Annotated in this window: 15 protein-coding genes; 9 read left to right on the top strand and 6 right to left on the bottom strand. The window is 72.3% G+C overall.

The window, feature by feature from the left end; translation table 11 throughout:
• Nucleotides 1-1,500, bottom strand: a complete 1,500-nt coding sequence (locus tag IQ251_RS14425; protein WP_193929093.1) for an FGGY-family carbohydrate kinase — start codon at nt 1,498-1,500, stop codon at nt 1-3.
• Between the two features lie 38 nt (nt 1,501-1,538).
• The gene (locus IQ251_RS14420; RefSeq protein WP_193929092.1) at nt 1,539-2,954 is read right to left on the bottom strand and encodes an L-fucose/L-arabinose isomerase family protein; all 1,416 of its coding nucleotides are present in this window, start codon (nt 2,952-2,954) and stop codon (nt 1,539-1,541) included.
• A gap of 220 nt (nt 2,955-3,174) precedes the next feature.
• Here IQ251_RS14420 and IQ251_RS14415 point away from each other — a divergent pair, with 220 nt between their 5' ends.
• A complete protein-coding gene (locus IQ251_RS14415) occupies nt 3,175-4,173 on the top strand; it encodes a LacI family DNA-binding transcriptional regulator (RefSeq protein WP_193929091.1) in 999 nt (332 codons plus the stop codon).
• A 52-nt stretch (nt 4,174-4,225) separates the two neighbouring features.
• On the opposite strand, the gene IQ251_RS14410 is transcribed toward IQ251_RS14415, so the two are convergent.
• Nucleotides 4,226-6,796 (bottom strand): glycoside hydrolase family 172 protein, encoded by a 2,571-nt coding sequence (locus tag IQ251_RS14410; RefSeq protein ID WP_228046911.1) that lies wholly within the window; start codon nt 6,794-6,796, stop codon nt 4,226-4,228.
• A gap of 608 nt (nt 6,797-7,404) precedes the next feature.
• Between IQ251_RS14410 and IQ251_RS14405 the strand changes: the two genes are divergently transcribed.
• Nucleotides 7,405-8,346 carry a DUF6542 domain-containing protein gene (locus IQ251_RS14405; RefSeq protein ID WP_193929090.1) on the top strand — a complete coding sequence of 314 codons (942 nt, stop codon included), beginning with the start codon at nt 7,405-7,407 and terminating at the stop codon, nt 8,344-8,346.
• Between the two features lie 45 nt (nt 8,347-8,391).
• Here the strand turns inward: IQ251_RS14405 and IQ251_RS14400 are convergent, their stop codons facing one another.
• On the bottom strand, nt 8,392-9,408 hold the full coding sequence (locus tag IQ251_RS14400; RefSeq protein WP_193929089.1) for a 4-hydroxy-3-methylbut-2-enyl diphosphate reductase: 1,017 nt from the start codon (nt 9,406-9,408) through the stop codon (nt 8,392-8,394).
• 126 nt (nt 9,409-9,534) lie between these two features.
• Here IQ251_RS14400 and IQ251_RS14395 point away from each other — a divergent pair, with 126 nt between their 5' ends.
• The 4 genes from IQ251_RS14395 to IQ251_RS14380 are packed head-to-tail and all read left to right on the top strand — an operon-like array spanning nt 9,535 to nt 11,981.
• Nucleotides 9,535-9,996: a lipid droplet-associated protein gene (locus IQ251_RS14395; RefSeq protein WP_193929088.1), complete on the top strand. Its 462-nt coding sequence runs from the start codon at nt 9,535-9,537 to the stop codon at nt 9,994-9,996.
• Between the two features lie 38 nt (nt 9,997-10,034).
• Nucleotides 10,035-11,261, top strand: a complete 1,227-nt coding sequence (gene xseA, locus IQ251_RS14390) for an exodeoxyribonuclease VII large subunit (RefSeq protein WP_193929087.1) — start codon at nt 10,035-10,037, stop codon at nt 11,259-11,261.
• A gap of 46 nt (nt 11,262-11,307) precedes the next feature.
• Nucleotides 11,308-11,718, top strand: coding sequence for a hypothetical protein (locus IQ251_RS14385; protein WP_193929086.1), 411 nt, complete (start codon nt 11,308-11,310; stop codon nt 11,716-11,718).
• Nucleotides 11,715-11,981, top strand: a complete 267-nt coding sequence (locus tag IQ251_RS14380; RefSeq protein ID WP_193929085.1) for an exodeoxyribonuclease VII small subunit — start codon at nt 11,715-11,717, stop codon at nt 11,979-11,981. Before IQ251_RS14385 ends, IQ251_RS14380 begins: the two co-directional genes overlap by 4 nt.
• A 6-nt stretch (nt 11,982-11,987) precedes the next feature.
• Here IQ251_RS14380 and IQ251_RS14375 read toward each other — a convergent pair whose 3' ends face one another.
• A complete protein-coding gene (locus tag IQ251_RS14375; RefSeq protein ID WP_370591405.1) occupies nt 11,988-12,566 on the bottom strand; it encodes a DUF4245 domain-containing protein in 579 nt (192 codons plus the stop codon).
• A gap of 186 nt (nt 12,567-12,752) precedes the next feature.
• On the opposite strand from IQ251_RS14375, the gene glpX reads away from it, so the two are divergent.
• Nucleotides 12,753-13,793, top strand: a complete 1,041-nt coding sequence (glpX, locus tag IQ251_RS14370) for a class II fructose-bisphosphatase (RefSeq protein WP_193929084.1) — start codon at nt 12,753-12,755, stop codon at nt 13,791-13,793.
• Between the two features lie 36 nt (nt 13,794-13,829).
• On the opposite strand, the gene IQ251_RS14365 is transcribed toward glpX, so the two are convergent.
• Nucleotides 13,830-14,807 (bottom strand): NAD(P)/FAD-dependent oxidoreductase, encoded by a 978-nt coding sequence (locus IQ251_RS14365; protein WP_193929083.1) that lies wholly within the window; start codon nt 14,805-14,807, stop codon nt 13,830-13,832.
• Nucleotides 14,808-15,019: 212 nt separating this feature from the next.
• Here IQ251_RS14365 and IQ251_RS14360 point away from each other — a divergent pair, with 212 nt between their 5' ends.
• Together IQ251_RS14360 and IQ251_RS14355 are read left to right on the top strand one after the other, a co-directional pair.
• Nucleotides 15,020-16,414 carry a class II fumarate hydratase gene (locus IQ251_RS14360; RefSeq protein WP_193929082.1) on the top strand — a complete coding sequence of 465 codons (1,395 nt, stop codon included), beginning with the start codon at nt 15,020-15,022 and terminating at the stop codon, nt 16,412-16,414.
• 78 nt (nt 16,415-16,492) lie between these two features.
• On the top strand, nt 16,493-18,004 hold the full coding sequence (locus tag IQ251_RS14355) for an ATP-dependent DNA ligase (RefSeq protein WP_193929081.1): 1,512 nt from the start codon (nt 16,493-16,495) through the stop codon (nt 18,002-18,004).
• Nucleotides 18,005-18,015 lie beyond the last annotated feature (11 nt).

The raw sequence follows: 18,015 nt of genomic DNA, 5'->3' as shown, positions 1-18,015 counted from the left end.
TCAGCCGCGCTCGTCGGCCGCGCGCTGCTCGGCGGCCAGGAAATGCGCGATCCCGCGGGTGGATTCGTAGAGGTCACGGTAGTTGCGGAAGTACTCGGCGTAGCGCTCGAACACCTCCGGGCGCGGCTGCACGGTGCTGGTGACCGGGTTCCACCGCTCCGGGTCGACCGCGGTGCCGGTGGCGATACCGGCCAGCAGCGCATCGCCGTACGCGGCGCCGACGGTCTCCCCGGGGACCTGCTGCTCCAATCCCGTGATGTCGGACACGATCTGCGTCCACAGCCCGCCCTGCGTCCCACCGCCGACGGCCACCACGCGTTCGGCCGCACCGCCCGCCGACCGCATCGCCTCCAGGTTGTGCCGCACCCCGTAGCCGATGCCCTCCAGCGCCGCACGGTAGATCTCCGGGCTGCGGTGCCCGGTGGTCAGCCCGGCCAGCACCCCGCGCGCGTCCGGGTCGGAGATCGGGGTGCGCTCCCCGGCGAAGTACGGCAGCAGCAGCAATCCCCTGCTGCCCGCCGGGACCTGCGCCGCCGCCCGCACGAGCTCGGCGAAGTCGCCGTCGACCAGGTCGCGCAGCCATTCGGTCACCGCGCCGGAGGTCGCCATCCCGGCGGCGAGCGTGTAAGTGCCGGGGAACGCGCCGGACGTGCCCCACAGCACCGGATGCGGACTCAGCTCGGTGAGCACCTGGATGAAGAACATCGTGGTGCCGTACATGAGCATCACATCGCCCGGTTCCCGCACACCCGCGCTGGTGGCCTCGGCCCACGCGTCCACGGTGCCCGCGGTGACCGGCAGGCCTTCCGGCAGCCCCGTTTCGGCCGCGGCCGCGCGTCCGACCCGCCCCACCACCTCGTTGGGCCAGCTCAGCTCGGGCAGCGGCAGTCCGGGCGCGATCCGCTGCGCCCAGTCCATCGCCCAGGACCGCGCATGCAGGTCGTAGAGCGGATCGCACTGGCTGGCCGAGTGCTGGTCGAGCACGTACTCGCCGGTGAGCCGGTGCACCAGGTAGGAGCTGCACATCAGCAGCATCTCGGTGCGGTAGAAGTTCTGCGGTTCCTGCTCGGCCAGCCAGCGCAGCTTCGGTCCGACCGCCTGGCTGCTCAGCGACGACCCGCCGCGCGCCAGGATCTCCTCGGCGCCGAATTCCTCGGTGAGCTCGGCGATCTGCTGCGTGGCGCGGGTGTCGACGCCGTACAGGATCGCCGGGCGCAGCGGGTTCCCGCCGCCGTCGGCGGGCAGCAGCACCGGTCCGATCCCGCTGACCCCGAGCCCGCCCAACGTGGCGTCGCCGACCTCGGGCAGCAGTTCGCGCACGATGGCGGTGAAATCCGCCCACCACACGCCTTCCGCGTCGTGCTCGACCCAACCCGGGTGCGGGTAGGACGTCTCGTGCGGCCTGCTGGCGCGCGCGATCACCCGCCCGTCCGCGGTGACCAGCACGCCCTTCGAGCTCGACGTCCCGATGTCCACTCCGAGCAGCACTGTCCCCGCCATCGCGCGGTCCTCCCTGGTGGCCTGCTCTCCCGCTGCGGTTACTGCCTGGTCCACTCGTCGAGCCGGATACCGAGCTGCTCGGCCACGACGCGCATGGCGGGCCGGTGATCGCCGGGCACCGCGTGGATGTGGTTGGCGCCGAACCGGGACAGGAACACCTCGCCGGGGGCGTCGAGCCGGGCGAAGGCATGCGGCCACTCCGGCGTGGACTGGTCGACGAGCTCCTTGTTGGTGGCGGCGTCGTAGTTCTCGAACTCGCCGAGCATCAGCTGCAGCCGGTACTCGCCGGCCTCGCGGGTGAGCCTGCCCAGCGTCATCTGCCCCGGCGCCGCGATGTGCTGCACCGACGCTCCGCCCGCGGGGAAGAAGAACACCTCCGGGTAGAAGTTGACCTGCGCGAGGTTCTCCGCCGGGTCCGCGCTGCGGGCGGCGAACCAGGTGGCGTGCTGGCCGGAGTTGCACAGGTCCCAGATGTCGCGGTCGGCGTGGTAGTGCCGCACGTCGGCGAACAGCACCGGGGTGTCGGCCACCGCGTTGAGCAGCCGCATGGTCAGCGCGCCGTCCATGTCCGCCTCGGTGGCGCAGATGTGCGGTTCCTTCGGCCCGTTCCAGTCGTAGGGGTCGTTGAGGAACGCCTCGGTGACGTCCATCGTCGCGAAGTTCTCGGTCAGCTCCGGCTGGCCCTTGATCCCGGAGAAATCGATGTTGCGCTCGGCGATGATGTCCCGGATGGCCAGGTAGGAGCGCAGTTGGCGCTCCAGCAGTTCGGGGGTGAGCTTGGCGCCGTCGTAGTGCACCCCGGCGGCGTGCCGCTCGATCCACTCCCGCGCCTTCTTCGCCTCGCCCGGGTCGGCCCGCTCGGCGCGCAGCACCAGCTCGTACTGGTCGATCTCCTCCACGTCGATGCCGAATTCGCGCTGCCACTGGTCGGTGTTGGCCACCGCGGTGTTCATGCCCATCGGCCGGCCGCCGAACCTGCCGAACGTGGCGCCGCGCAACCCGCGCACGGCGGCGGAGGCGGTCGCCTGCACACCGATCCGCTCCACCAGCGCCGCGTCGTCCGGTGCACCCCAAGCGCGGGCGTGCGTGCGGCCGATCTGGTCCAGCGCCCCGCCGGCGGCCAGCATGCCGACCAGGCCCGGTTCGGTGGGATCGGTGCTGGCCACCAGGACGAGCGGACTGCGCGTGGCGTCGGCGGCCAGCATGGTGAAGTGCGGGAACGACCAGACGGCGTAGTAGAGCACGGTCACGTCCACGTCCGCCGCCGCGACCCCGCGGGCCACCGAGGTGGCCAGCACGTTGTCCGCGACGAGGTCGTCACCGACCACCACCTCGTGCCCGGCCGCGCGCAGGGCGCGCACCAATGCGTCCTGTTTGGACTGGATGAACTCGGCGTTGCGCCGGTGCACGTGTTCCCGGCCGTCGGAGATGCTGATCAGACCGATTCGGGCCACGATTCCTCCAAGTTCGGCGCGTGCACGGCGTTGTGGCTGCCCGGGCGGACCGGCGGCGTGGAGGTCTGCCGCCCGCACTCCGCGTTCCACCCGGAGGACTCGGGCAGGCTCCGATGCCCGACGCGAACAGCAATCGTTTTCCGGGACGCTATTCTTGCCGCACAGGGGTGTCAAGCCGACCCACCGCCGTTCACGCGAGAAGACCACTCGGGGAGGAAACGTGTCGACGATCAGCGATGTGGCGGCCCGCGCCGGGGTGTCCACCGCGACCGTTTCCCGGGCGCTGAACGGCAAATCCACGGTCGATCCCCAGTTGGCGGCCCGGGTCCGCGCCGCCGCGGCGGAGCTCGGCTACCGGCCGAACGGGCCGGCGCGCAACCTGCGCAGGCAAGAGACCGTGGTGCTGACCCTGATCATCTCCGATGTGGCCAACCCGTTCTTCACCGCGATGGCGCGCGGCGTCGAGGACGTCGCGCACGCGGCGGGTTATTCCGTGGTGCTGTGCAACTCCGACGACGACCCGGCCAAGGAGCGCGCCTACGTCGACATCGCGGTGCAGGAGCGGATGGCCGGGATCCTGGTGTCGCCGACCGGCCGCGGGGACAGCGCCGGCGTGCTCGCCGCGCAGGGCGCCCCGGTGGTCGCGGTCGACCGGCCGCTGCCGGGGACACCGGGCGACACCGTGCTCGTCGACGGAGCGCTGGCCGCCCGGCAGGCCGCGGAACACCTGGTGCAGCAGGGGTATTCGCGGATCGGCTGCATCACCGGGCCCAGCGGGGTACCGACCGCCGACGAGCGCCTCGCCGGATACCGGGCCGGACTGCGGGCCGCCCGGTTACCGGCCGCCGCGGACCTGGTGCGGCGCTGCGAGTTCCGCGCGCAGGGCGCGTACCGGGCCGCACTGGACCTCGTGAACCGCGACGATCCGCCGGACGCCCTGCTCATCGGCAACAACGCCATGGCCATCGGAGTGCTGGAAGCCCTGGCGGAGCTGGGCATCCGACCCGGACGCGAGATCGGGCTGATCGCCTTCGACGACGCGCCGTGGGCCGCGCTGCTGGATCCGCCGCTGAGCGTGGTCAGCCAACCCGCCTACGACATGGGCACCGCGGCCGCGCAACTGCTGCTGGAGCGCATCGGCGGCGCCTCGACCGCGGCGCGCACCGTCACGCTGTCCGCGCACCTCATCCCGCGCGCCAGCAGCGATCCGCACGCCTGACGCGCGAAACCGCCCGCCGGAAGCTCCGACGGGCGGTTCCACGGGCAACGGGTCAGTGCGAGAAGACGCGGTAGTGCGCCGCCGCCCACGGTGGGGCGTCCGCCACCGGCACCAGCTCGACCTGGACCTCGGACTTGCCGCGGGTCAGCTCGGCCGGCACGTCGAAGTCGTCTTCGAGCCAGCGGTGGAACGGGTTGCCCAGCGGTTGCGACCAGCGGCCCGCCGGCTGGCCGTCGATGCGCACGTCGACGGCCTGGTAGGCCTGCTCCTGGTCACCGAGCCGCCGCACCCGCATCCCGTCGTTGTCCGCGTCGACAGCCGCGCGGAACGTGACCGGACCGGTGGCCGTGGTGCTCTCCCGCTGCTCGGGCGGCCTGCGGTCGCCCTCGAACGTCGACTCCAGCGGCGCGCTGCTCTCCCCCTCGGCCCGGTAGCCGTGGTCGTCCCGGCTGGCTTCGTCGCCGACATCGACCTCGTCGGTGACCCGCAGCTGAGCGGGCTTCCCGCCGTACCAGTAGGCCGTGGATCCGTAGTCGCCCGGCTCGTCGTTGACCCGCCCGTGCTCCACGCCGGCATGAATGCCGTCCGAGAACGGGACCGCGTCGTTGAGCAGCAACCGGTAGGCGCCGGTGCAGTCGAACTCGCAGCCGTCCGCGGCGATCTTGTGCGCCGGGCTTCCGGCCAGCGGCATCGCGGGCTGCATGCCGAACCGGAAGTACCAGCCCGCCTCGTAGAGGTCCTCGGTGCCGGTGCCGTGCCAGGCGGGGCTGGCCGACCCGTCCACGTAGAAGCGCTCGTCACCTTCCAGGTAGTTGCGCTCCCGATCCTCCGCGCGGTTGTTGTTCCCCGAGCTCGGCTCGATCACCTGCGGAAGCGGCGCGTCCGGCGGGGTCTGACCGCGCATCGAGTGCGAGACACCGCGGAACACCCCGGAACCCTCGGCCTCCAGGAAGGTCCAGTCCTCGCCCGGCGTGGTCTGCCCGCGGTGGTGGGTGGCGTGGAAGTAGCCGGTGTTCTCGCCCACTTCGGCCGGACCGCTGCTGACCTGCGCCTTGCCGCCGGTGATCGGGACGGTTCCGGTGTTGACCAGCTCCACCCGCGCGTTCTGCCCGAACGGCATCGGCCACCAGGAGGTCAGCCAGCCGTCCAGCCCGGGATCCACCGAGTTCATCATGGTGCGCACGTCGTGGGTGCCCAGTCCGGAGCCGAAGAACTCGCCGATCGGGCTGTCCACCGTCGTCTGCCCGTCGAAGGTGATCCGCAGCCGCGTGTTCTCCATGATCTGCTCGGAGGCGGCCACCTCCTCCTCCGGCACCGGGTAGCGGGCGACCCACTTGTCCCGCTCGAAGACCTGGTTGTCGATGCGGTAGCCGTGCGCGGCCTCTTCACCGGGGTGGCCCGGTCCGATGTCGAGCACGTCGGTGCGGGTCCAGTCGCCGCCCACGTTGCTGTGCACGTCGTAGCGGAACTCGTTGACGTCCACGGAGGACGAGACGAACCGGTTGCCGATCTCCAGCTGCGACTTGCCCGCGGTGAGCTCCGGTGGGACCTCGATGATCTCCACGCCCCACTCGCCGGGCCGCTCCGGGCCGGAGTTCCACCGGCCGACGGGCTGCCCGTCGACGAACACGTCGGCCACCTGGTCGGCCACCTGCGGATCCACCCGCCGGATCAGCCGCACGCCGTCGTTGTTCGGATCCACCCGCATGGTGAAGTCGGACCCGCCGCCCTCGCCGTAGGCGCGGCCGTCGTCGGTGACCTGCGGGCTGCCCACCAGCTGCGGCAGCTGCATGCGCAGCTCGTCGATGGATGCGGGACCGTCGAGCTCGGCCAGCGTCCTGCTGGCGCCCGGGGGCACCACGACGTCGGAGTCGTCCTGCCGCTCGGTGCGCTGCGCCTGCCCCTTGGGGTCGGCCACGCCGAAGCGGCGCACCCGGTCCAGCACGTCGGTGGCGGGGTCGCCCGGGTCGAAGGTCTGCACGCCCTCGGCATCCGGGAACGCGCGGTACCCGACGCGGTAGAAGTCCGGATTGTTCTGCACCGTGACCCGCATGTGCTCGCGGTACGGCATCGGCACCTTGATGACCCCGGCACCTGCGGTGTCCCGGTCGTTGCCGACCAGCGGCCATTCGAACGGCGCGCCCGCCCGGCCGTTGACCACATCGGCCAGCGGGGCGTCCAGCACCACCCGGCCGTCCAGCTCGACCACGATGTTGCCGGTCTCGGTGAGGTCGCCCAGGGGTTCGCGGGTGAACCACATGTCCGAGATCTCGCCCGCCCCGGCGTGCTCGGCGATGACGCACCCGCGGTCGCTCTGGTCCAGGCAGGAGTAGGTCCCGTGGAAACCGTCGTCGTTGCCGCCCGCCCGGTCGAAGCTGGAGAACTGCCGGGACTGCTCCGGTCCCGGGATCTCGGCCAGCGCGTTCACCTGGCGGTACGCGTCCCAGCCGATCGGCCCCTTGTTCTCGGCAGGCTGCTCGGGTTGCGCCTGCGCCCGGTTGCCCGCGCCCGGATCACCCACCAGTCCCGCGACCGCCAACGACGCGACACCGAGGCAGGCACCGAACCGCCTCGCCTTCCGGGTCGACCAGCTCATGCGCTGCGCAGCGGAGCTTTCGTTCATCGCTCGCCCTCCCCATACACCACTGTCCGCTGTGGAAGGTGATGCACCCGCCCCGATTCAACAGCACATTCCGGGTTTCGAGCTTTTTCCCGGCGCACCGCGGCGAAGATCACTCGTACATCACGAGCACCCTAGGGATCAGCGCGGGATTTCGATCGACAACGCGGGCGACACCGGCGGAATCATGACGGAAAATCACTCAACACGATGGTTACCTGCTGCTCACCCGGCGACAACCTCCATACAGGTGTTATCGCTGCGCACCGCGGACCGCGTTCCCGCCGCCGGAACCGGGCCGAACGCTGGATTCGAATCCACTGTGGATTGATCTTGACCGCCACCGAGGGGCCTTGCTGCCCAGGAGCGCCGGAACGCCCGATGCGGCCGTTCCGCACGATCCGCGGGAAATCGTTTGCCGAAACCGGCACCGTCGCAACGCTTGTGTCAACACTCACACGGCCCAGTGCGCGAACCTCTTGATCACCGCGCGCAAGAACGACGCATAGCGGTCAGCAGGACACGAACCGCCACGACACGCGCCGGCTCAGCCGGCGCGACTCGCGGAGACGAGTCTTCGGTCCGCCCGCTGGACCGTTACCGTTGAGTTCGTGACCGCGACTCGCGAGAGCCAGAGCGCCCGACGAACCGGCGACGGCGCACCAGCCTGGTCCGACCTCACCGCATTCGGCAGCAAGGGCCTGCCGCTGTGGGCCGGGATGTTGCTGTCGGCCGGTAGTACCGCGCTCGGCACCGTGCTCGACATCCTGATCTGGTCGTCTCCCGGCTACCTGTTCAAGGCACTGTTCTTCGTCGGGAGCCTGCTCGCGGTCGCCCTGGTGCGGCGCGGCAGCGTCTTCGGGCCGATGGTGCAGCCCCCTCTCGTGCTCATCGTCGTGCTGCCGCTGCTGGTGGTGGCCACCGGCTCCGGATCCGGCCCGGGCGGCGGTGGCCTGACCCGGTCCGCGCTGGCGATCGTCCCGCCGCTGATCGGGAGCTTCCCGATCATGGCCGCCGCGACGGCCGCCACCGTGGTCATCGGTCTGGTGCGGATGTTCGTTACCCAGCGCGCGCCGACCGAGGGCGAACCGGCCCCGAACGACGCGGCGACGAAGAAGCGGCGCAGGCCTGGTGAGCAGCGGCGCAAGCGTCCGCCGGAAGCAGGCGCGCGGGACCGGCGCGCAGCGGCCGCCGGCGCCGAAGAAGCGAACCCGCGACGCGGCGGCAAGCAGCCCGAGCGCGGTGGCAAGCAACCCGAGCGCGGTGGCCGCCCGGCGTCCGGCGGGGGTCGGCCGCAGGCTCCCGAGCGGGGTTCCGGCGGCGACCGGCCGCGACCGGGTGCGGCGGGCGCGCCGGGCAGGGGGCGTCCGGAACCACCGGCTCGACCCCGGCCCGCGGACGGCCGCGGCGGCGAGGGAGGACGTCCGGAACCGCCGCGCCGCGGAGGTCCGCCGCGACCGCAAGCGCCGGGGCGGCCCCGGCCGCCGGAACCGCCCGCCGATCCCGGCAGGCGGCGCCCGCGTCCTCCGTACCCGGACGAGCGCTACAGCTGACCCCGCGGCAGGCAGTGCCCGGCTTCCCGGGTCCGGAGTGTGGCCTCAGCGCACGCTGGAGGGCTTGTCCGGGTTCTCGTCCAGGTCCTTGCGCAGCTCGCGGGGCAGCGCGAAGGTGACCTTCTCGTTGGCGGTCGTGACCTCGTCCACCTGGTCCCAACCGTGCTCGGCGAGCAGGTCGAGCACCTGGAACACGAGCGCGTCCGGTACGGACGCCCCGCTGGTGACCCCGACGGTGCCGACCCCTTCCAGCCAGGCCAGATCCACCTGGCTGGCGAAGTCGACCAGGTGCGCGTCCGAAGCGCCCGCGTGCAGCGCGACCTCGACCAGCCGCACCGAGTTGGACGAGTTCGTCGAACCCACCACGATCACCAGATCGCACTCGGCGGCCATCGCCTTGACCGCGTACTGCCGGTTGGACGTGGCGTAGCAGATGTCATCGCTCGGCGGCGCCTGCAGATCCGGGAACCGGCCCTGCAGCTGGTCGACCCGCTCCATGGTCTCGTCGACGCTCAGCGTGGTCTGCGACAGCCACACGACCTTCGACGGATCGCGGATCTCGACCTGGTCGACGTCCTCCGGCTTGTCGACGAGCTGCACCCGTTCCGGGGCCTCGCCCGCGGTGCCCTCGACCTCTTCGTGTCCGTCGTGGCCGATGAGCAGGATGTCGTAGTCGTCCCGGGCGAACCGGTTGACCTCCTTGTGCACCTTGGTGACCAGCGGGCAGGTCGCGTCGATGGTCTGCAGGTTGCGGTCGGCGGCCGCCTGGCGCACGGCCGGCGAGACACCGTGCGCGGAGAACACGAGCCGGGAGCCCTCGGGCACCTCGTCGGTGTCCTCCACGAAGATCACGCCGCGCTCGCGCAGCGTGTCCACCACGTGCCGGTTGTGCACGATCTCCTTGCGCACGTAGATCGGCGGCCCGTACGTCTCCAGAGCCTTCTCGACGGAGATCACGGCTCGGTCGACACCGGCGCAGTACCCGCGCGGTTTGGCCAGCAGGACGCGCTTGGCCGGGCCGGTGTCCTCGGCTGCTTCGGTGGTCTGGGACGAGGTCGTCATACCGCCAAGGGTACGGATCTGCGCGGCGGCCCACACCGGTGCGGTGCTGCACAGCACCACCACCGACCACAGCGCGCTGAGCAGCGACAATGGCCTCAGCGCCGCGATTGGGGCAGGCTGGGGCGCATGTCGTCGCTGCCTCTGCCGGTGCGGGTCGCCGCCGGCGTCACCGCCACCGCCGTCGAACAGGCCCGCCAACTGCCGGCGACCCTGCTGGGCCTGCCGGTCACCGTGGCCAGCCAGGCGTTGCAGGCATCCATGCGCGTCCAGCAGCAGATCACCGAGCTGGCGATCAAGGGCGATGAGGCGCTCGCCGGGCTGCACCAGCCGGAGGAGCATCCCGCGTGGGCGACGTTCGACGAGGACCAGCCCGCGCCGAGCACCGGGGACGCACCCGCTGGCCGGGGCGAGCGGACCGCGGACCTGGACGCCTACGACGCGCTCACCCTGCCGCAGCTGCGCGGCAGGCTGCGCTCGCTGTCGGCCGCCGAGCTCACCGAGCTGATCGACCACGAGCGCGCCACCCGCAACCGCCCCGAGTACCTGCGGATGCTGCAGAACCGGCTGACTCGGCTGCGCGACAGCTGATCCCCGACCCGACGAGACGAAGAGCAGGACCACCACCTGTGAACTCCCCGACCAGCGCCGAAGAACCGTGGCCGGTGCGCACCGTTTCGCGCAAGATCGCCGAATGGATCCACCGGCTGGGTTCGATCTGGGTCGAAGGCCAGATCACGCAGATCTCGATGCGCAAGGGCGCCAGCACCGCCTTCCTGACGCTGCGCGACCCGTCGGCGGACGTCTCGCTGACCCTGACCTGCGCGGCGTCCCTGCTGCGCGGGATGGACCCGCCGCTGACCGAGGGCAGCCGGGTGGTCGTACACGGCAAGCCGACCTTCTACGTGGGCCGCGGGACGCTGAGCCTGCGGGTGGACGACATCCGCGCCGTCGGGGTCGGTGAACTTCTCGCCCGTATCGAGCGGCTGCGCCAGCTGCTCAAGGCCGAGGGGCTGTTCGACGCCGCCCGCAAACGCGAACCGCCGTTCCTGCCCGCCCGGGTCGGGCTGATCACCGGCCGCGCCTCCGCCGCCGAGCACGACGTGCTCAGCAACGCCCGGCTGCGCTGGCCCGCGGTGCGGTTCGAGGTGCGCAACGTGGCGGTGCAGGGCTCGTCGGCGGTACCGCAGATCCTGGAGGCCCTGCAGGAGCTGGACCGCGCGCCGGAGGTGGACGTCATCGTGCTCGCCCGCGGTGGCGGCAGCGTGGAGGACCTGCTGCCGTTCTCCGACGAGGCGCTGTGCCGCGCGGTGTCCACGGCCCGCACGCCGGTGGTCAGCGCCATCGGGCACGAACCGGACTCCCCGCTGGTCGACCACGTCGCCGACGTGCGCTGCTCCACCCCGACGGGGGCAGGCAAGCGGGTGGTGCCGGACGTGGCCGAGGAGGGGCAGCGGATCGGGCAGCTGCGCGAACGGGCCCGGCGCGCGCTGCACGGTTGGGTGGACCGGGAGCGGCGGCTGCTGGACGCGCTGCGCACCCGACCCTCGCTGGCCGACCCGCTGGGCCCGCTGCAGCAGCGCGAGGAACAGGTCGAGCAGCTGCGCGAGCGCTCCCGCCGGGCGGTGACCGCGGTGCTGGACGGGCAACAGCGGGAGCTGGCAGCGACCCGATCTCGCTTGACGACCCTCGGTCCGGCGGCCACGCTGGCTCGCGGGTACGCGATCGTGCAGCGCATCGAGGACGGCGCGGACGGCGTCCTTCGCTCGGTCGACGACGCCCCGTCCGGCACGCGCCTGCGGGTCCGCGTCACGGATGGCGCGGTGCACGCGATCGTCCCGGACGAGCAGGGCTGAGCAGGCGCTCCGCACCGGATCGGCGGAGCCGGACAGGAAGCAGGCAGTGCACCCCCAGCAGGAACCCGTGTTCCTCCCGTTGACCGTCGGCGCGGCGCAGACCGCGACCGGCGCCGCGCGGCGGGACAGCGGCGAGATCGGCAGATGTGCGGACGCGGCGAACAGCGCCGCGGCCGGGTGCTGGGCCGCGCTGCTCGGCGGCTGCGATTCGGTCGAGCGCCGCGCGCTGCCCGGCACGCTGCACGCGCTGTCGACGGCGACCTCCGGGTACGTCGGGCCCGGGGCGTGGGCGTTGTCGGCGCACCGGCGTAGGGTCGCCGAGGCCCAGCTGCGCATCGACGACGCGGTGCGCGACGGCGACGGTGCCGAGTTCGCCGAGGCGTTCGTCGGCTACGACCAGGCCATCGCCACTGCGGTCGTGTCCGTGCACAGCAACGTGGAGAGTCCGAGGCCGTGACCGCCAGCGATTCCGAATCCGAGCACTTCGACCCGGTCGCCGACCATCCGGACGTCGCCGAACTGGGCTACGAGCAGGCGCGCGACCAGCTGGCCGAGGTGGTCAAGCAGCTGGAGGCCGGCGGGCTGTCCCTGGAGGACTCGCTGGCGCTCTGGGAGCGCGGCGAGGCGCTGGCCACGGTCTGCGAGCGGCACCTGGCCGGCGCGCGGGAACGCGTCGAACGAGCGCTGGCCTCGGTGCAGGAGCCCGCCGACGAGGAGTGACGTGCCTCAGCGCACCGGTTCGGCCTGCGCGGCCGCTTCGGCCAACGCGCGGAACTCGGCCTCGTCCCCGCTCCCGGTGATCAGCAGCCGCACGCCGTCCCGCTCGGTGACCCACGCCTGCTCGGAGCGCACGCTGTCGTAGACGACCCAGTCCCGGTCCGCGGCCCGGACGGTGCCCTGCGCCTGGGGCGGTCGCCGGGTCTCGGCGGACACCAGGTCCTGCTCCGCCGCGGCGGACTGCGCCAGCCGCAGGTAGTCGCCGTCCGGGGTCAGCCAGCCGACCCGCACGATCCGCTCCGGATCCGCGCCGGCAACGTTGGCCGAGTTGGCGCGCCAGTCGGCGGGCGGTTGCGGGTGCAGCACCGGGAAGTCGACCTGCCCGGACGCGCGCTGCAGCTCGGCGGCGGGGTCCACGGTGGGCACCTGCGCGTCCTCCGTGGCGGGACCGCCCGGGTTGAACGAGCACATCCCCAACAGGCCCGCGGCACCGAACGCGATCAGCACCATCGGCAGGATCGCGAAGACCATCGCCGAGGGCGTGCGGCGGCGCTGAGGTGCCTCGGTCTGGTTGGGTGGTTCGGCCACGGCGCCATGCTCCCACTCGGCGGGGTCCGCTCCGGCGCCCGCCCGCGGCGGAGTGGGGTGCCCCACGTGGGACCTCGAACAACGCGCACATCTGCGAAGATCGGTCCATCGAGCCTGAGCAGCGGTGCTCTCTCCGCGTTCGGGCAGCAGGCACCCCTGTCGAATCACTGCCCACCGGGAGGCGGGATGAGCACGTCCAGCACTGATCACCGCGGCGAGGCGCCGGACCGCAACCTCGCGATGGAGCTGGTCCGGGTCACCGAGTCCGCGGCGCTGGCCGCGGGCCGCTGGGTCGGCCGCGGCGACAAGAAATCCGGGGACGGCGCCGCCGTCGACGCGATGCGCAAACTCATCGGCTCGGTGTCCATGCGGGGCACCGTCGTCATCGGCGAGGGCGAGAAGGACGAAGCCCCGATGCTCTACAACGGCGAGCAGGTGGGCGACGGGACCGGCCCGGAATGCGATGTGGCGGTGGACCCGATCGACGGGACGACCCTGTTGAGCAAGGGGATGCCCAACGCCCTGGCGGTGCTGGCGGTCGCCGAGCGCGGGTCGATGTTCGACCCCTCGGCCGTGTTCTACATGGACAAGATGGCGGTGGGTCCGGAGGCGGCCGATTCGGTCGACCTGGACGCGCCGATCGCGGAGAACATCCGCCGGGTGGCCAAGGCCAAGGCCATCGACATCTCGGACGTCACGGTGTGCATCCTGGACCGCCCGCGGCACGAGCAGGTGGTGCACGAGGTGCGCGAGGCCGGGGCGCGCATCCAGTTCATCTCGGACGGCGATGTGGCCGGAGCGATCGTGGCCTCCCGCCCGGACAGCGGGGTGGACATGCTGCTGGGCACCGGTGGCACGCCGGAAGGCATCATCGCGGCGTGCGCGCTGAAGTGCCTCGGCGGGCAGATCCAGGCGCGGCTGGCGCCGAAGGACGACGCCGAACGGGAGCAGGTGCGCGCCGCCGGGCACGACGTGGACCGGGTGCTGTCCACCGAGGACCTGGTGGGCGGGGACAACGTGTTCTTCTGCGCCACCGGGATCACCGACGGCGGCCTGCTCAAGGGCGTGCACTTCCGGGCGAACCGGGCTTCCACCCAGTCGCTGGTGATGCGATCGAAGTCGGGCACGGTGCGGACCATCGAGGGCCTGCACAAGCTGTCCAAGCTGCGCGAGTACTCCAATGTGGACCTCGGCACGGACACCCCGCGGCACGGCCTGCTGCCCTGATCCGGCGGCGCCCCGGTGCCGCGCGGTGCTGGGGCGTCAGCCCAGGTTCGAGGAGTGCCCGGGGAACAGGTGCGCGGCCGGGTCCAGTTCCACCGCGATGTTGTTGACCGCGGTGGCCGCCTCGCCGAACCCGGTGGCGATGAGCTTGACCTTGCCCGGGTACGCGGTGACATCGCCCGCGGCGTAGATCCGGTCCCGGTTGGTGCGCATCGTCGAATCCACCCGGATGGTGCGCTTGTCCAGGTCCAGGCCCCAGTGCTGGATCGGGCCGAGGTCGGCGGTGAACCCGAGCGCGGCGACCACGGTCTGCGCGGGCAGCACCCGCCGGTCCTGGTCGACGAGCAGCTCCACTTCGCGGATCCCGCTGTCGTCGCCGCGGATCTCGGCGATCTCGGCCGGGGCGATCAGCTCCACGTCCAGTTCGCGCACCCGCTGCACCAGGCCCTCGTGCGCGCGGAACCGGGACCGGCGGTGCACCAGCGTCACGCTGCCCGCGATCGGGTGCAGCGCCAGGGTCCAGTCGAAGGCGGAATCCCCGCCTCCGACGACCACGACGTCCTGCCCGGTGTGCAGCCCGAGTTCCGGGATGAAGTGCACGACGCCGCTGCCCGCCCAGTCCTCGCCCGCGGGCAGCGGTCGCGGGGTGAACTCGCCGAGCCCGGCGGTGATCAGCACGGCGCGGGCGCGCACGCGCTCCTGCTCGCCCAGACCGACGAGCAGCCCGCCGTCCACTTCGGACAGTTCGAGGGCTGCACGGCCGAGCAGGTAGGCGGGTTCGTACTGCGCGGCCTGGCGCACCAGCGCGTCGATCAGGTCGCGTCCGCGCACCTCGGGGAACCCGGCCACGTCGTAGATCATCTTCTCCGGGTACATGGCCGTGACCTGACCGCCGGGCTCGGGCAGCGCGTCCACCACGGCCGCGGACATGCCGCGGAATCCCGCGTAGTACGCCGCGAACAGCCCGGTCGGACCCGCACCCACGATCAGCAGATCGACGTCTCGCGACACCGCCATGCCCACCACCTCGCCGTCGACAGCGGGGACGCCGTCCAGGCTAGCCCCGCCGCGGCGCGCTGTCGTCGGCCGAGCGGACGCCCGCCGCAGTGGCGGAGGCGTGCGAGATGCGGCACCTTGACCGTTCCAGGGCACTGATCCGCACCGCGCGCAACCCCGGAGTGGCCTTCCCCATGCTGACCGGTGTCGACCGGAGGCGGGACACTGCCCGCATGGCTGAACAGGAATACCGGATCGAACACGACACGATGGGCGAAGTGCGGGTGCCCGCGGAGGCGCTCTACCGCGCGCAGACCCAGCGGGCCGTGGAGAACTTCCCCATCTCCGGCAGGGGCCTGGAGCGCGCCCAGATCCGCGCGCTCGGCCTGCTGAAGGCGGCGACCGCCCGGGTCAACGCGCGGCTGGGCGTGCTGGAATCCGACCTCGCCGAGGCGATCGCGGCCGCCGCGGACGAGGTCGCCGAGGGCCGGCACGACGAGCACTTCCCGATCGACGTGTTCCAGACCGGGTCCGGGACGTCGTCGAACATGAACTCCAACGAGGTCATCGCCACGCTGGCCTCGCGCAAGCTCGGGCGCGACGTGCACCCCAACGACGATGTGAACGCCTCGCAGTCGTCCAACGACACGTTCCCCACGACCATCCACGTGGCCGCGACCGAAGCCGTGGTCACCGAGGTCATCCCGGCGCTGGAGCACCTGGCGGGCACCATCGAGCAGCGCGCCGCCGAGTGGACCGAGGTGGTCAAGTCCGGTCGCACGCACCTGATGGACGCGGTCCCGGTGACGCTGGCGCAGGAAGCGGGCGCGTGGGCCGCGCAGGTCCGGTATGGCGTCGAGCGGCTGCAGGGCGGCGTGGGCCGGCTGGGCGAGCTGCCCATCGGCGGCACCGCGGTCGGTTCCGGGCTCAACGCCCCGGAAGGCTTCGGTGCGGCCGTGGCCGCCGAACTCGCCTCCGCCACCGGACTTCCGCTCACCGAGGCGCGCGACCACTTCGAGGCCCAGGCCGCGCAGGACTCGGTGGTGGAGACCTCCGGCGACCTGCGCACCGTGGCCGTGAGCCTCACCAAGATCGCCAACGACCTGCGCTGGCTGGGCTCGGGCCCGCGCACCGGGCTGGCCGAGCTGGCGCTGCCGGACTTGCAGCCGGGCTCGTCGATCATGCCGGGCAAGGTCAACCCGGTCATCCCGGAAGCCACCCTGCAGGTGGTCGCGCAGGTGATCGGCAACGACGCGGCCATCTCGTTCGCCGGTTCGCAGGGCAACTTCCAGCTCAACGTGATGCTGCCGGTGATCGCGCGCAACGCGCTGGAGTCCGCGCGGCTGCTGGCCAACGTGTCCCACCTGCTGGCGGACAAGGTCTTCGCCGACGTCGAGGTGAACACCGACCGCGCCCGGGAGTACGCCGAGGGCTCGCCGTCCATCGTGACCCCGCTGAACCGCTACATCGGCTACGAGGAAGCCGCTGCGGTGGCCAAGCAGGCGCTCAAGGAGCGCAAGACCATCCGCGAGGTCGTGCTGGAGCGCGGGCACGTCGAGTCCGGCAAGCTCACCACCGAGCAGCTGGACGAGGCGCTGGACGTGCTGCGGATGGCGCACGGCCGCTGATCCGCCGCGGGGTCCGGGTCGCCCGGGCCCCGCGTTCCGGCCGTCGCGGGAACCGCCGCGCACCCGCACCATGAGCGGGTGGTCCTGCTCATCGACGTGGTGCGCACCTCCGGCGAGGTCGCCGCGACCCGCTCGCGCGCGGCCAAGACGACCGCGATCGCCGGCCTGCTGGCCCGCCTGGACCGCACGGAGGTCCGCACCGCCACCGCGCTGCTGGCCGGTGAACTGCCGGGCGGGCGCGCCGGGGTCGGCTGGGCCACCCTCGCCGCGCTGGACGTCCCGCCCGCGGACGGGCCCCGGCTCACCGTCGGCGCCGTGCAGCGCGCGGTGGACGAGCTGCGCGGGATCAGCGGGAGCGGATCGAACCGCAGGCGCACCGAGGCGCTCACCGCACTGCTGGCCGAGGCCACCGCCGACGAGCAGGAGTTCCTGCTGCGGCTGCTGGGCGGTGAACTGCGCCAGGGCGCGCTGGAGGGGGTGATGATCGAGTCCGTCGCCTCCGCCGCCGGTCTGCCCGCGGAACCCGTCCGGCGGGCGTTCATGCTCAGCGGGCAACTGCCGGTGACCGCCGAGGCCGCGCTGGCCGGCGGCCGCGCGGCGCTGGACGGATTCCACCTGCAGGTGGGGCGGCCGGTGCGGCCGATGCTCGCCTCCCCCGCCGCGGACCTGGACACCGCGCTCGACGAGTCGGCCGCGTCGTCGGTGGAGTACAAATTGGACGGCGCGCGGATCCAGGTGCACCGGAACGGCGAGCATGTCAGGGTTTTCACCCGCACGCTGCGCGACATCACGAGCAACGTCGGTGAACTCGTGGACCTGGTGCGCGGTTTGGACTGCGAGACCGCGGTGCTCGACGGGGAGACGCTCGCGCTGGACGATTCCGGCCGCCCGCGGCGGTTCCAGGACACGATGGGCCGGTTCGGCGCCCAGCAGCCGCGGGACCTGCTGCTGCACCCGTACTTCTTCGACTGCCTGCACCTGGACGGCACCGACCTGCTGGACCGCCCGCTGCGCGACCGGCTGGCCGCGCTGTCCCGGCTCGCGCCCGAGCAGCGCATACCCGGTGAACTCAACCCCGGTCCGGAGCGCGCGGCCGAGGTGTTCGACGAGGCGCTGGCCGCCGGGCACGAGGGCGTGGTGGTCAAGGACCTGGACTCCGGCTACGCGGCCGGCCGCCGCGGCCGCGCCTGGCGCAAGGTCAAGCCCGAGCACACGCTGGACCTGGTGGTGCTGGCCGCCGAGTGGGGCCACGGGCGGCGCACCGGGTACCTGTCCAACCTGCACCTGGGCGCGCGGGATCCGGATGGCGGACCGCCGCTGATGGTCGGCAAGACGTTCAAGGGGCTCACCGACGAGCTGCTGGCGTGGCAGACCGCGGAGTTCCGCCGCCGGAGCGCGCGGGAGGACGATTGGACGGTGCACCTGGTGCCGGACCTGGTCGTGGAGATCGAGCTGGACGGCGTGCAGGTCAGCACCCGCTATCCCGGCGGCGTGGCGCTGCGGTTCGCCCGCGTGCTGCGCTACCGGCCGGACAAGGACGCCGCGCAGGCGGACAGCATCGAGGCGGTTCGCGCGATGCTTCGGGGGTGATGCGATCCTGG

The organism is Saccharopolyspora montiporae (genome assembly GCF_015209505.1).
GTDB classification, from domain to species: domain Bacteria; phylum Actinomycetota; class Actinomycetes; order Mycobacteriales; family Pseudonocardiaceae; genus Saccharopolyspora; species Saccharopolyspora montiporae.
This window is presented reverse-complemented; position numbering and strand designations above follow the sequence as displayed.